12 protein-coding genes are annotated in these 14,610 nt (G+C 46.2%); 10 read left to right on the top strand and 2 right to left on the bottom strand.

Annotated features, from left to right (window positions below; translation table 11 throughout):
* Nucleotide 1 precedes the first annotated feature (1 nt).
* Together M1D65_RS17000 and M1D65_RS16995 are read left to right on the top strand one after the other, a co-directional pair.
* Nucleotides 2-1,168 (top strand): DegT/DnrJ/EryC1/StrS family aminotransferase, encoded by a 1,167-nt coding sequence (locus M1D65_RS17000; protein ID WP_032726894.1) that lies wholly within the window; start codon nt 2-4, stop codon nt 1,166-1,168.
* Complete coding sequence (locus M1D65_RS16995; RefSeq protein WP_072175076.1) at nt 1,147-2,115, top strand: polysaccharide pyruvyl transferase family protein; 969 nt, start codon at nt 1,147-1,149, stop codon at nt 2,113-2,115. Before M1D65_RS17000 ends, M1D65_RS16995 begins: the two co-directional genes overlap by 22 nt.
* A 9-nt stretch (nt 2,116-2,124) precedes the next feature.
* Here M1D65_RS16995 and yvfG read toward each other — a convergent pair whose 3' ends face one another.
* Nucleotides 2,125-2,343: a protein YvfG gene (gene yvfG / locus M1D65_RS16990; protein ID WP_003219905.1), complete on the bottom strand. Its 219-nt coding sequence runs from the start codon at nt 2,341-2,343 to the stop codon at nt 2,125-2,127.
* Between the two features lie 78 nt (nt 2,344-2,421).
* Here yvfG and rpoN point away from each other — a divergent pair, with 78 nt between their 5' ends.
* Nucleotides 2,422-3,732, top strand: a complete 1,311-nt coding sequence (gene rpoN, locus M1D65_RS16985; RefSeq protein WP_072175118.1) for an RNA polymerase factor sigma-54 — start codon at nt 2,422-2,424, stop codon at nt 3,730-3,732.
* 26 nt (nt 3,733-3,758) lie between these two features.
* On the opposite strand, the gene lutP is transcribed toward rpoN, so the two are convergent.
* Nucleotides 3,759-5,450 carry an L-lactate permease LutP gene (gene lutP, locus M1D65_RS16980; RefSeq protein WP_072175075.1) on the bottom strand — a complete coding sequence of 564 codons (1,692 nt, stop codon included), beginning with the start codon at nt 5,448-5,450 and terminating at the stop codon, nt 3,759-3,761.
* Nucleotides 5,451-5,677: 227 nt separating this feature from the next.
* On the opposite strand from lutP, the gene lutR reads away from it, so the two are divergent.
* The 7 genes from lutR (at nt 5,678) to ganB (ending at nt 14,581) form a co-directional block, all read left to right on the top strand.
* Nucleotides 5,678-6,400 (top strand): L-lactate utilization/bacilysin biosynthesis transcriptional regulator LutR, encoded by a 723-nt coding sequence (gene lutR, locus M1D65_RS16975; protein ID WP_456270645.1) that lies wholly within the window; start codon nt 5,678-5,680, stop codon nt 6,398-6,400.
* Between the two features lie 179 nt (nt 6,401-6,579).
* Complete coding sequence (gene ganR, locus M1D65_RS16970) at nt 6,580-7,578, top strand: galactan degradation operon transcriptional regulator GanR (protein ID WP_085185730.1); 999 nt, start codon at nt 6,580-6,582, stop codon at nt 7,576-7,578.
* Nucleotides 7,579-7,713: 135 nt separating this feature from the next.
* The gene (gene ganS, locus M1D65_RS16965) at nt 7,714-8,979 is read left to right on the top strand and encodes an arabinogalactan oligomer ABC transporter substrate-binding protein GanS (RefSeq protein WP_046160865.1); all 1,266 of its coding nucleotides are present in this window, start codon (nt 7,714-7,716) and stop codon (nt 8,977-8,979) included.
* A gap of 39 nt (nt 8,980-9,018) precedes the next feature.
* A complete protein-coding gene (ganP, locus tag M1D65_RS16960; RefSeq protein ID WP_003243623.1) occupies nt 9,019-10,275 on the top strand; it encodes an arabinogalactan oligomer ABC transporter permease GanP in 1,257 nt (418 codons plus the stop codon).
* 3 nt (nt 10,276-10,278) lie between these two features.
* On the top strand, nt 10,279-11,130 hold the full coding sequence (gene ganQ, locus M1D65_RS16955; protein WP_014478026.1) for an arabinogalactan oligomer ABC transporter permease GanQ: 852 nt from the start codon (nt 10,279-10,281) through the stop codon (nt 11,128-11,130).
* A gap of 18 nt (nt 11,131-11,148) precedes the next feature.
* Nucleotides 11,149-13,212 carry a beta-galactosidase GanA gene (ganA, locus tag M1D65_RS16950; protein ID WP_456270644.1) on the top strand — a complete coding sequence of 688 codons (2,064 nt, stop codon included), beginning with the start codon at nt 11,149-11,151 and terminating at the stop codon, nt 13,210-13,212.
* 79 nt (nt 13,213-13,291) lie between these two features.
* Nucleotides 13,292-14,581 (top strand): arabinogalactan endo-beta-1,4-galactanase, encoded by a 1,290-nt coding sequence (ganB, locus tag M1D65_RS16945; protein WP_163136673.1) that lies wholly within the window; start codon nt 13,292-13,294, stop codon nt 14,579-14,581.
* Nucleotides 14,582-14,610 lie beyond the last annotated feature (29 nt).

The raw sequence follows: 14,610 nt of genomic DNA, 5'->3' as shown, positions 1-14,610 counted from the left end.
TATGCATAAAAAAATCTACTTATCTCCCCCTCATATGAGCGGCAGGGAGCAGCACTATATTTCAGAAGCCTTTCGCTCAAACTGGATTGCGCCGCTTGGGCCGCTCGTGAATTCATTTGAAGAACAGCTGGCAGAACGAGTCGGTGTAAAAGCAGCTGCTGCGGTCAGCTCAGGAACGGCGGCGATTCATCTCGCGCTGCGTTTACTTGAGGTAAAAGAAGGTGACAGCGTGTTTTGCCAGTCCTTCACATTTGTAGCAACCGCCAATCCGATTCTATATGAAAAAGCGGTGCCCGTCTTTATTGATTCTGAGCCTGATACGTGGAATATGTCGCCGACAGCCCTTGAAAGAGCATTGGAGGAAGCGAAAAGAAATGGAACACTGCCAAAAGCGGTGATTGCCGTCAATCTATATGGGCAGAGCGCGAAAATGGATGAAATCGTAAGCCTGTGTGATGCATACGGAGTTCCTGTCATTGAGGACGCAGCCGAATCTCTCGGCACAGTCTATAAAGGGAAGCAAAGCGGAACTTTCGGGCGCTTCGGCATTTTTTCATTTAACGGGAACAAAATCATTACCACATCAGGGGGAGGGATGCTCGTTTCAAATGATGAAGCAGCAATTGAAAAAGCAAGATTTCTCGCTTCGCAGGCACGAGAGCCGGCTGTTCATTATCAGCACAGTCAAATTGGACATAATTACAGGCTGAGCAATATCTTAGCCGGCGTCGGCATTGCCCAGCTTGAGGTGCTGGATGAGCGAGTGGAGAAAAGAAGGACCATTTTCACGAGATACAAAAATGCGCTCGGTCACATAGCCGGCGTCCGCTTTATGCCGGAGTACGCAGCAGGCGTATCCAATCGCTGGCTCACCACGCTCACACTTGATAACGGGCTCAGCCCATATGACGTAGTTCAACGTCTTGCTGAAGAAAACATTGAAGCCCGTCCGCTGTGGAAGCCGCTCCATACCCAGCAGCTATTCGATCCGGCTTTATTTTATTCTCATGAAGATACAGGAAGCGTATGCGAAGATTTGTTCAAGCGAGGAATCTGTCTCCCATCGGGGTCCAATATGACAGAAGATGAGCAAGACCGGGTCATTGAAGTGCTACTGCACTTATTCCAAACTGCCGAGGTGAAGAAATGGACAGCAAGCATTCGATGATCAGCCTGAAACAGAAACTGTCCGGGCTGCTCGACGTCATTCCGAAACAATCAGAGATTATATATGCTGACTATCCTCTATATGGGAATGTAGGGGATTTATTTATTATGAAAGGAACAGAAGCCTTCTTTAAAGAACACGGGATTCGGGTCAGAAAACGCTGGAATCCTGACAATTTTCCAGTCGGGCGAAAGCTGGATCCTAATCTCATCATCGTCTGCCAGGGAGGCGGAAACTTCGGGGATCTGTATCCGTATTATCAAGGCTTTAGAGAGAAAATCGTCCAAACCTATCCGAACCACAAAATTGTGATCCTGCCGCAATCGATTTATTTTCAAAACAAAGACAACCTCAAACGGACGGCAGAGATATTTTCTAAGCATGCGAACCTTCACATCATGACAAGGGAAAAAGCCTCCTATGCTACGGCACAGGCTTATTTTTCAAAAAATCACATTCAGCTTCTGCCTGATATGGCTCATCAGCTGTTTCCCGTCATTCCCACGCAGCAGCCGTCCAATCAAAAGCTGAGATTTATCCGAACAGATCATGAAGCAAACCAGGCGCTTCAGGAACACACAGAAACGGAAAGCTACGACTGGCGCACGGTGCTGTCAGCTTCAGACCGCCGGACGATTGCTTTTCTCCAAACGCTGAACGTCCTGAACAAAAAAGCAGGCAACCCTTTGCCCATTGCGTATATATGGGGAAAATACTCGGATTATATCGTCCAAAAAGCCATTCGGTTTTTCAGCCGTTACCAATCGGTGGAAACGTCAAGGCTGCACGGACACATCTTGTCCGCTCTTCTTCAAAAAGAAAACACGGTCATTGATAATTCCTATGGGAAAAACGCCAATTACTTTCATACCTGGATGGAAGGAGTGCCAGGCACCCGGCTCATCCAGCACGCCTCAAAGAAGGAAAACCTTCCTGCTCACATGTGAGCGGAAGGTTTATTTTGATTCTCCACGTTTGACTTTGTTGTATGCTTCATCTAAATGCTGAATCCGTTTCAGGACAACTGCGTTTTTGGTCAGCTGGTCCTGCACGAGCGTTGAGACGACGGAACGGTAGTAGCTGTTCATCGCGTGGATTTTATCCTCAGACTGATTCATTTCAATATGCTGTTTTAAATTCTCAATAAAATAAGGGACGGAAAAAAGTTCAGACATTTCTTTGGCAGCTCCTTTTTCATAAATGTATACGGTGTGATCTCAATCATGTACAATGAAGAAAGGGGAGTGAGCATGATGGATATGAAACTTCAGCAAGTACAAGTATTAAAGCCTCAACTGACACAGGAGCTCAGGCAGGCCATCACACTGCTTGGCTATCATTCGGCAGAACTCGCCGAGTACATTGATGAGCTCTCACTGGAAAACCCTCTTATTGAACGAAAGGAAACAGACACACCGCCACTATCTTACCATAAAACAAACAAAAACAGGATGAATGCACAGGAAGCGGGCCTTCAATTAAGTAATCCGCAAAAAACATTGCAGGATGCGTTAAAACAGCAGTCACTCGATATGAATCTGACCAACACTGAAAAAAAGATTTTTAATTATCTGATTCATTCGCTTGATTCAAACGGGTACTTGGAAGAAGATGTGGAGGAGGCAGCACGGCGCCTATCTGTATCGGCTAAGGAAACGGAGGCTGTTTTGGCAAAACTCCAGTCATTAGAACCGGCTGGAATCGGTGCGAGATCTTTGCAGGAATGCATCCTTCTTCAATTACAGCGGCTGCCGAACAGAAATGAACAAGCGGAAATGCTGGTTTCAGCTCATTTTGATGCTTTTGCGCAAAAAAAATGGAAAGCGCTTTCAGTAGAGACAGGAATTCCGCTTCATACCATTCAAGATATCTCAGATGATATCGCGGCTCTTCATCCTAGACCTGGCCTTCTGTTTGCCCGGCCAGAGCAAGATGTGTATATTGAGCCTGACATTTTTATCACCGTAAAAAACGGGCACATCGCAGCGGAACTGAATACCCGCTCGTTTCCCGAGATCGATCTGCATCCGCAGTACAGAACGCTTTTATCATCCGGCTCCTGTCAGGATACTGTCTCCTATTTATCTGCGAAATATCAGGAGTGGCGCTGGCTGAGCCGCGCGCTGAGGCAGCGAAAACAGACAATCACGAGAATTATCAATGAACTGATCACACGCCAAAAGGATTTCTTTCTGAAAGGGCGAAGCGCAATGAAGCCGCTGACTCTCAGAGAGGTGGCGGACTGTCTAAGCCTTCATGAATCAACTGTGAGCCGGGCCATTAAAGGGAAAACAATACAAACGCCTTACGGGCTGTTTGAGATGAAACTCTTTTTCTCAGCAAAAGCCGAGGCTTCAGGTGATGGAGATGCGTCGAATTATGCAGTCAAAACGCATCTTGAAGACCTGATCAATCAAGAGGACAAAACAAAACCGCTTTCAGACCAAAAGCTTGTCGATTTGCTGTATGAACAACATGGCATCCAAATCTCGAGACGCACCGTGGCAAAATATCGCGACCAAATGAATATTCCGTCATCGGCAGCGAGAAAGCGATATAAATAAAATCCTCCCTAGACGGGAGGATTTTTTTAAGGAATCATCCAGCTGAATATGTGATGCTGCAAAAAGGTGATGATACAAACGAGCAGCAGCAAAAACAGACTGTGTTTAATGGTAAAGCGGAAAAGATCTGACTCCTTTCCGGCGAGGCCTACCGCGGCGCACGCCACCGCAATCGACTGCGGCGAAATCATTTTTCCTGTGACACCGCCTGAAGAGTTGGCGGCCACAGACAGAACGGGGTCCATGCCGACTGATAATGCGGTGACTTTCTGCAGGTTGCCGAACAGCAGGTTGGCGGAAGTATCCGAGCCGGTAATGAAGACGCCGAGCCAGCCGAGAACGGGCGAAAAGAAGGTAAACATCGAACCTGTCAGCGCGAGTGTCATCCCGAGTGTCGTGCTCATTCCCGAGGAGTTGGTGACATAGGCAAAACCAACGACAGAAGCAATGGTCAAAATCGGAAGCTTCAATTCTTGGACTGTTTCTTTAAAAACGGTTCCCCACTCTTTCCACGAAATCGCCGTGATGAACTTTGACAGCACTGCGGCAATCAATATCGCGGTGCCGGCTGAACCAAGTACCTCAAGCTTGTAAACCGCCTCGATCGGCGTACCGTCAGCATTGACAATCTGATTGTTCAAAAAAGGCACACCGGGAGCAAAAGTCAATTTTTCTCCAACAGCATTCAGCCACTTCAAGAACACCGCAGAGCCTTCATAATGCCCGGTCAGTGCAGATTTGACAGATGGAATGCCCCATACGGAAATCATCGCCGTCAGCAGCAGAAATGGCGACCAAGCCTTAAAAATCTGTCCGCCGCTGTATGCAGGCGCTGCCGGATTTGTGCGCGCCGTTTCAATTGAGGCGGCCGACTCTTGTTCACCGGCAAACCGGAATGTTGTTTTCGGCTTCCACCATTTCAAAAACACAGCAAGCGCAGCCATTGAAACAAGAGCTGACAAAACATCGGGCAGCTCAGGCCCTAAAAAATTGGAACTGAGATATTGAACAACAGCAAAGGAAACACCGGATACGAGAATCGCCGGCCAGATCTCCAAGGCTTTCCTGAACCCGCTCATGATGATGATTAAATAAAGAGGAATAAATACGGATAAAAACGGCAGCTGCCGCCCAACCATTTGCGAAATCTCCATCGCCGGAATCCCTGTCGGCCCTTCTACGGCTGTAATTGGAATCCCAATTGCCCCAAAGGCAACCGGCGCCGTATTGGCGATCAAACAGATCCCCGCAGCATAAAGAGGATTAAAGCCGAGACCGACCAGCAGCGCGGCAGAAATGGCGACCGGCGCTCCGAAGCCTGCTGCCCCTTCTAAAAAAGCCCCGAATGAAAAAGCGATCAAGAGAGCTTGAAGCCGTCGGTCATCAGTAATCGAGAGAACAGAGCTGCGAATGATATCAAACTGTCCCGTTTTCACAGTGATTTTATACAAAAAAACAGACGTCACAATGATCCAGCCGATCGGCAACAATCCGTATACGGCTCCTTGTGTCGCGGACATCAGTGCTTTTTCCGCCGGCATACGATAAACCAATACAGCAATGATAAGGGCGATCCCCAATGTGGCCAAGCCTGCTGTATACCCCTTCATCCGTTTAATCGCGAGTGCCCAAAAAAAGAAAATAATCGGTACAAGTGCGGCAAGCGCTGATAATAGCAAATTTCCCCCTATAGGCGTATATGCCTGTGTCCATTGCATCCCAAACCCCTCCTTGAAACATAAACTGGCGCCATATGTAAGCGGTTTCTATAGATGATATGATCATCTGATGACTGGGTAATAAGACCAGTTACCTAGCATTATATTTTGAAAAAAATCAAAGTACAAGACTTTTTGACAAAATAGTCAAAATCTTTTGGCGGCCCACAAAACAGAGTATAATAGATCGTAAACAGCCAGACCTACAAGTTACGGGGTGAATTGCATTGAAATACAAACAGATTAAAACAAAAAAAATATATGAAGAAGTAGCAGATGCCCTATTAGATATGATCAAAAACGGCGAATTGAAGCCGGGGGATAAACTGGACTCTGTTCAGGCGCTTGCTGAGAGCTTTCAAGTCAGCCGTTCAGCGGTTCGCGAAGCACTTTCTGCGCTAAAAGCGATGGGGCTTGTCGAAATGAAACAGGGAGAAGGCACGTATCTGAAGGAATTTGAGCTCAATCAAATTTCTCAGCCGCTCTCAGCCGCCCTTCTGATGAAAAAAGAGGACGTCAAGCAGCTGCTCGAGGTCAGAAAACTGCTTGAAATCGGAGTGGCTTCACTAGCGGCTGAAAAAAGGACAGAAGCAGATCTCGAAAGAATTCTGGATGCACTAAAGGAAATGGGCAGCATTGAAGCGGACGGGGAGCTGGGAGAGAAAGCAGACTTCGCATTTCATCTTGCGCTTGCGGACGCTTCTCAAAATGAACTTCTTAAACACTTGATGAATCACGTGTCATCATTGCTGCTGGAAACAATGAGGGAAACGAGGAAAATCTGGCTGTTTTCCAAGAAGACCTCCGTTCAGCGGCTGTATGAGGAGCACGAACGGATTTACAATGCTGTGGCTGCCGGGAACGGTGTACAGGCGGAAGCCGCCATGCTGGCGCATTTGACGAATGTGGAAGATGTGCTTTCGGGATATTTCGAGGAAAATGTGCAATAACCAACTCATTTCCCGGGCAATTCCGCCGGTTCCGAATGATACGAACAACTGAGACTGAGCCGCAAATGGTTCAGTCTTTTTACATGGCAGCCAGAGGGCTTTGTGCACTTGACATTTGTGAAAAAGAAAGTAAAATATTTTACTAAAACAATGCTAGCTGAATAATGGAGGCAGATACAATGGCGACAATTAAAGATATCGCGCAGGAAGCGGGATTTTCAATCTCAACCGTTTCCCGCGTTTTAAATAACGATGAAAGCCTTTCTGTTCCTGATGAGACACGGGAGAAAATCTATGAAGCGGCGGAAAAGCTCAATTACCGCAAAAAAACAGTAAGGCCGCTGGTGAAACATATTGCGTTTTTATATTGGCTGACAGATAAAGAAGAATTAGAAGATGTCTATTTTAAAACGATGAGATTAGAAGTAGAGAAACTGGCGAAAGCATTCAATGTCGATATGACCACTTATAAAATAGCGGATGGAATCGAGAGCATTCCTGAACATACGGAAGGGTTTATTGCCGTTGGCACATTTTCAGATGAAGAGCTGGCTTTCCTCAGAAATCTCACTGAAAATGGCGTGTTCATCGATTCAACTCCTGATCCCGATCATTTTGATTCGGTAAGGCCCGATTTGGCACAAATGACAAAGAAGACGGTAAACATCCTGACTGAGAAGGGGCATAAGAGCATCGGTTTTATCGGCGGCACATACAAAAATCCGAATACCAATCAGGACGAAATGGACATCCGTGAACAAACCTTCAGATCCTATATGAGGGAAAAAGCCATGCTGGACGAGCGCTATATTTTCTGTCATCGCGGATTCTCTGTAGAAAACGGCTACCGCCTGATGTCAGCAGCGATCGACATATTAGGCGATCAGCTTCCGACTGCTTTTATGATTGCAGCGGACCCGATTGCAGTGGGCTGTCTGCAAGCCCTGAACGAAAAAGGAATTGCCATACCAAACAGGGTAAGCATTGTGAGTATCAACAACATCAGCTTCGCGAAGTATGTCTCGCCTCCTCTGACGACGTTTCATATTGATATACATGAATTATGTAAAAATGCTGTTCAATTACTGCTTGAACAAGTGCAGGACAAGAGAAGAACGGTAAAAACATTATATGTGGGCGCAGAATTAATCGTCAGGAAGAGTATGAATGAAGGATGACTTAGGACACTAAGTCATTTTTTTATTTAGGTAAAAAAATTTACCCTAGAAGGTAAATAGTTTGTTTACACATTTTCTCAGGCGTGCTATATTATCTTTAAAGCGCTTTCATTCCTACCGAAAGGGTGACAATCAATGAAAATGGCAAAAAAGTGTTCCGTATTCATGCTCTGCGCAGCTGTCAGTTTATCCTTGGCGGCTTGCGGCCCAAAGGAAAGCAGCAGCGCCAAATCGAGTTCAAAAGGGTCAGAGCTTGTTGTATGGGAGGATAAAGAAAAGAGCATCGGCATTAAAGACGCCGTTGCTGCGTTTGAAAAAGAGCATGATGTGAAGGTCAAAGTCGTTGAAAAACCGTATGCCAAGCAGATTGAAGATTTGCGAATGGACGGACCGGCCGGCACAGGCCCTGACGTGTTAACAATGCCAGGGGACCAAATCGGAACCGCTGTCACGGAAGGATTACTCAAGGAATTACATGTCAAAAAAGACGTTCAATCACTTTATACTGACGCTTCCATTCAGTCTCAAATGGTAGATCAAAAGCTTTATGGACTGCCAAAAGCGGTCGAAACGACTGTCCTTTTTTACAACAAAGATCTCATCTCCGAAAAGGAATTGCCCAAAACGCTGGAAGAGTGGTACGACTATTCCAAAAAGACTGCTAATGGCAGCAAATTTGGCTTTTTAGCCCTATTTGATCAAATTTATTATGCAGAAAGTGTGATGAGCGGATATGGCGGATACATTTTTGGAAAGGCCAAAGATGGGAGCTATAACCCGTCAGACATTGGAATCAATAATGAAGGAGCTGTCAAAGGTGCGGCGCTGATTCAGAAGTTTTACAAAGATGGCCTGTTCCCGGCTGGCATTATTGGAGAACAAGGGATTAACGTATTGGAGTCGCTGTTCACAGAAGGAAAAGCCGCCGCAATTATCTCTGGGCCATGGAATGTAGAAGCTTTTTCGAAAGCAGGAATCAATTATGGCATTACGAAACTGCCGAAGCTGGAAAATGGGAAAAACATGAGCTCCTTTATCGGCGTCAAAAGCTACAACGTTAGTGCATTTTCAAAGAATGAAGAGCTGGCGCAAGAATTAGCCGTTTTTCTGGCAAATGAAAAAAATTCTAAAACACGATATGAAGAAACGAAAGAAGTTCCTGCTGTGAAATCCCTAGCCAATGACCCGGCTATTATGAAAAGCGAGGCGGCACGGGCTGTTACTGAACAATCCCGTTTCTCAGAGCCAACACCAAATATTCCGGAAATGAATGAAATATGGACGCCGGCTGATTCAGCATTACAGACGGTTGCAACAGGGAAGGCAGATCCGAAACAAGCATTGGATCAAGCAGCTGAAACGGCCAAAGGACAAATTAAGGCAAAGCACAGCGGAAAATAAAGAGAAAGCTAGATTTGTATTGTAAGAGAGGTGAAAACGGTGCAGCATCGTCAAGTCGCTTTGTTGCTTTCTATCATTCCGGGACTCGGGCAATTTTATAACAAGCAATGGATAAAAGGTATTGTCTTTCTTTTCTTAGGCGCATCGTTTTTTGCGGTCTTTGGAGATCTGCTCAATATGGGGTTTTGGGGAATCTTTACACTGGGAACAGAAGTGCCGCGGGATAATTCCGTTTTTCTGCTGGCGGAAGGGATTATTGCTGTCATCGTGACCTGCTTTGGCCTTGCGGTGTATTATGTAAATCTTCGCGATGCGTTCCAAAGCGGAAAACAGCGTGATGAAAATAAGCCATTAAGTTCCTTAAAGGAACAATACCAGCATATCATTTCTGAGGGCTATCCTTATGTCGTCAGCGGCCCATCTTTGTTTATTTTAATTTTCGCCGTGATCTTTCCTATCTTATTCAGCTTTGCATTAGCGTTTACAAACTATGATTTGTATCATTCTCCTCCTGCAAAATTAATTGATTGGGTCGGTTTTCAAACGTTCGCAAATATTTTCACAGTTGATATTTGGAGGTCGACTTTTTTTGATGTACTGGCTTGGACGGTGGTTTGGACACTTGCTGCATCCACACTGCAAGTCACCTTGGGGATTTTTCTCGCGATCATTGTTAACCAGAAAGACCTTCGGTTTAAACGTTTTTTTCGGACGATTCTGATTTTGCCATGGGCCGTTCCCGGTTTTGTGACGATTTTAATTTTTGCGGGACTGTTTAATGATAGCTTCGGTGCGATGAATCACGACATCTTGGCTTTCTTCGGGATAGATCCGCTTCCGTGGATGACAGATGCCAATTGGTCGAGGCTTGCATTGATTCTCATGCAGGGCTGGCTCGGATTTCCGTACATCTTTCTCGTCTCAACAGGCGTATTGCAATCCATCCCGGACGATCTGTATGAAGCAGCTACGATTGATGGCGCTTCTGTCTTTTCAAAGCTGAGATACATCACGCTTCCGATGGTGTTCATTGCAATGGCTCCGATTATCATTACCCAGTTTACGTTTAATTTTAATAACTTTAATATTATCTATCTATTCAATGGCGGAGGTCCGGCTGTAACCGGATCAACAGCCGGCGGGACAGATATCCTCGTTTCATGGATTTATAAATTGACAATGCAGTCAAGCCAATATTCACTTGCTGCGGCTTTAACCATTTTATTATCTGTATTTGTTATCTCCATCGCATTGTGGCAGTTCAGACAGACAAAGTCTTTTAAAGAGGAGGCATAAGGCATGCTGGCAGATATGAAGGTCAGAAAATATATCCGTCTCCTTTTCTCTTACTTGTTGCTAGCCTTTATGGCGGTCATCATTGTTTATCCTCTCCTTTGGACGGCAGGCGCAAGCTTTAATCCCGGCAACAGCTTAATCAGTACATCCATCATTCCGAAGCATCCGACATTCGACCATTACAAGGAATTATTTGCGGGCAAAGAAAGCCTTCAATATGTGCAGTGGTATGTCAACTCAATGAAGATCAGCCTGTTTACAATGGCAGGGTCTTTGCTCTGTGTGACGTTTACGGCCTATGCGTTTTCGCGCTTTCGCTTCAAAGGCAGGAAATACGCTTTAACGCTCTTTTTATTGCTGCAGATGATTCCTCAGTTTTCAGCTTTAATTGCCTTGTTTGTGCTGGCGCAAATCTTGGGAATGATCAATAGCCACTGGCTGCTAATCTTGCTTTATATCGGCGGCCTGATCCCGATGAATACGTATTTGATGAAAGGGTACATGGATTCCATTCCGATGGATTTAGACGAAAGCGCCAAGATTGACGGAGCCAGCAGCACCAGAATCTTCTTCCAGATCATTCTGCCATTATCAAAACCGATGGCGGCAGTCGTGGCCATGAACGGCTTTACCGGTCCGCTCGGAGATTTTGTGCTGTCCTCAACCATATTGAGAACGCCTGAATCATATACATTGCCCGTCGGTCTATTCAATTTAGTGAATGATGTCATGGGGGCCAGCTATACGACATTTGCGGCCGGAGCCCTGCTTATCAGCATACCGGTTGCCGTCATCTTTATTATGCTGCAAAAGAATTTTGTGTCCGGATTAACCGCAGGCGGAACGAAGGGCTAAGAGAACAAGGAGGAGAATGTGATGTCAAAGCTTGAAAAAACGCACGTAACAGAAGCGAAATTTATGCTCCATGGGGGAGACTACAACCCCGATCAGTGGCTGGATCGGCCCGATATTTTAGCTGACGATATCAAACTGATGAAGCTTTCTCATACGAATACGTTTTCTGTCGGCATTTTTGCATGGAGCGCACTTGAGCCGGAGGAGGGCGTATATCAATTTGAATGGCTGGATGATATTTTTGAGCGGATTCACAGTATAGGCGGCCGGGTCATATTAGCAACGCCGAGCGGAGCCCGTCCGGCCTGGCTGTCGCAAACCTATCCGGAAGTTTTGCGCGTCAATGCCTCCCGCGTCAAACAGCTGCACGGCGGAAGGCACAACCACTGCCTCACATCTAAAGTCTACCGAGAAAAAACACGGCACATCAACCGCTTATTAGCAGAACGATACGGACATCACCCGGCGCTGTTAATGTGGCACATTTCAAACGAATACGGGGGAGATTGCCACTGTGATTTATGCCAGCATGCTTTCCGGGAGTGGCTGAAATCGAAATATGACAACAGCCTCAAGACGTTGAACCATGCGTGGTGGACTCCTTTTTGGAGCCATACGTTCAATGACTGGTCACAAATTGAAAGCCCTTCGCCGATCGGTGAAAATGGCTTGCATGGCCTGAATTTAGATTGGCGCCGGTTCGTCACCGATCAAACGATTTCGTTTTATGAAAATGAAATCATTCCGCTGAAAGAACTGACGCCTGATATCCCTATCACAACGAATTTTATGGCTGACACAGCGGATTTGATTCCGTATCAGGGCCTCGACTACAGCAAATTTGCGAAACATGTCGATGTCATCAGCTGGGACGCTTATCCTGTCTGGCACAATGACTGGGAAAGCACAGCTGATTTGGCGATGAAGGTCGGCTTTATCAATGACCTGTACCGAAGCTTGAAGCAGCAGCCTTTCTTATTAATGGAGTGTACGCCAAGCGCGGTCAATTGGCATAACGTCAACAAGGCAAAGCGCCCGGGCATGAATCTGCTGTCATCCATGCAAATGATTGCCCACGGCTCGGACAGCGTTCTCTATTTCCAATATCGCAAATCACGGGGGTCATCAGAAAAATTACACGGAGCGGTTGTGGATCATGACAATAGCCCGAGGAACCGCGTCTTTCAAGAAGTGGCCAAGGTCGGCGAGACATTGGAACGGCTGTCCGAGGTTGTCGGGACGAAGAGGCCGGCACAAACCGCTATTTTATATGACTGGGAAAATCATTGGGCGCTCGAGGATGCTCAGGGGTTTGCGAAGGCGACAAAACGTTATCCGCAAACGCTTCAGCAGCAGTACCGCACATTCTGGGAACACGATATCCCTGTCGATGTCATCACGAAAGAACAAGACTTTTCACCATATAAACTGCTGATCGTCCCGATGCTGTATTTAATCAGCGAGGACACCATTTCCCGTTTAAAAGCGTTTACGGCTGACGGCGGCACCTTAGTCATGACGTATATCAGCGGGGTTGTGAATGAGCATGACTTAACATACACAGGCGGATGGCATCCGGATCTTCAAGCTATATTTGGAGTTGAGCCTCTTGAAACGGACACCCTGTATCCGAAGGATCGAAACGCTGTCAGCTACCGCAGCCAAATATATGAAATGAAGGATTATGCAACCGTGATTGATGTAAAGACAGCTTCAGTGGAAGCGGTGTATCAAGAAGATTTTTATGCGCGCACGCCAGCGGTCACAAGCCATGAGTATCAGCAGGGCAAGGCGTATTTTATCGGCGCGCGTTTGGAGGATCAATTTCAGCGTGATTTCTATGAGGGTCTGATCACAGACCTGTCTCTTTCTCCAGTTTTTCCGGTTCGGCACGGAAAAGGCGTCTCCGTACAAGCGAGGCAGGATCAGGACAATGATTATATTTTTGTCATGAATTTCACGGAAGAAAAACAGCTGGTCACGTTTGATCAGAGTGTGAAGGACATAATGACAGGAGACATATTGTCAGGCGACCTGACGATGGAAAAGTATGAAGTGAGAATTGTCGTAAACACACATTAGGCTGATGCTCCGCTCGATATGGGCGGATTCTTTTTTCTATAGAGTGAAAACGCTTACTAAGTCTTGGGGGGATGAAATCATGAAAAGCAAAGTGAAAATGTTCTTTGCGGCTGCCATCGTGTGGAGTGCATGTAGTTCAACAGGATATGCCGCTGCCATTGAGAAGGAGAAGCACGTGTCAGAGCTTCGGACAGAGGATCTTTTTGTTAAAAAAGTAGAGGGGATGAACAAGGACTTTATCAAAGGGGCAGATGTATCCAGCGTTATTGCTTTGGAAAACAGCGGTGTCACCTTTTACAATACAAGCGGAAAACGCCAGGATATCTTTACAACTTTAAAACAGGCTGGGGTCAACTATGTTCGCGTCCGCATCTGGAATCACCCGTATGATTCAAATGGCAACGGGTATGGCGGGGGAAACAATGATGTTCAAAAAGCCATCGAAATCGGAAAAAGAGCGACAGCGAACGGAATGAAGGTGCTGGCCGACTTTCACTACTCTGATTTCTGGGCCGATCCAGCGAAACAAAAGGTGCCCAAAGCCTGGGCGAATCTCAGCTTTGAAGCAAAAAAAGCAAAGCTCTATGAGTATACGAAACAAAGCCTGCAAAAGATGATCAAGGAAGGCGTTGACATCGGCATGGTTCAGGTCGGAAATGAAACAACAGGAGGATTTGCCGGTGAGACTGATTGGACGAAGATGTGCCAATTATTTAATGAAGGAAGCCGAGCGGTCAGGGAGACAAATTCAAATATTTTGGTCGCCCTGCATTTTACCAATCCTGAAACGGCTGGAAGGTATTCATTTATTGCGGAAACACTCAGCAAAAACAAAGTGGATTATGATGTGTTTGCGAGCTCCTATTATCCTTTCTGGCATGGCACATTACAAAATTTGACCTCCGTGCTGAAGGCTGTTGCCAATACGTACGGCAAAAAAGTCATGGTGGCGGAGACATCGTACACCTATACCGCTGAGGATGGCGATGGGCATGGAAATACAGCACCAAAAAGCGGGCAGACGTTGCCATATCCAATTTCTGTTCAAGGCCAGGCAACTGCAGTAAGAGATGTAATGGAGGCAGTGGCGAATACGGGCAAAGCAGGACTTGGTGTTTTCTACTGGGAGCCGGCGTGGATTCCAGTCGGGCCGAAGACACAGATAGAGAAAAACAAAGTGTTATGGGAAACATACGGGTCAGGGTGGGCGTCCAGCTATGCTGCTGAATACGACCCTGAAGACGCCGGGAAGTGGTATGGGGGAAGTGCTGTAGATAATCAAGCTTTATTTGATTTTAATGGACACCCGCTGCCTTCCTTGCAGGTGTTTCAATATGCGGAGTCAGGACATATTCCAAAGAAACGCTGAAACAAAAAAATCCATGAGATGTAACAAAT

The sequence above is a fragment of the Bacillus sp. JZ39 genome, from assembly GCF_053903145.1.
Note: the sequence above shows the minus strand (reverse complement) of the source record. Positions and strands in the feature narration are given on the sequence as shown.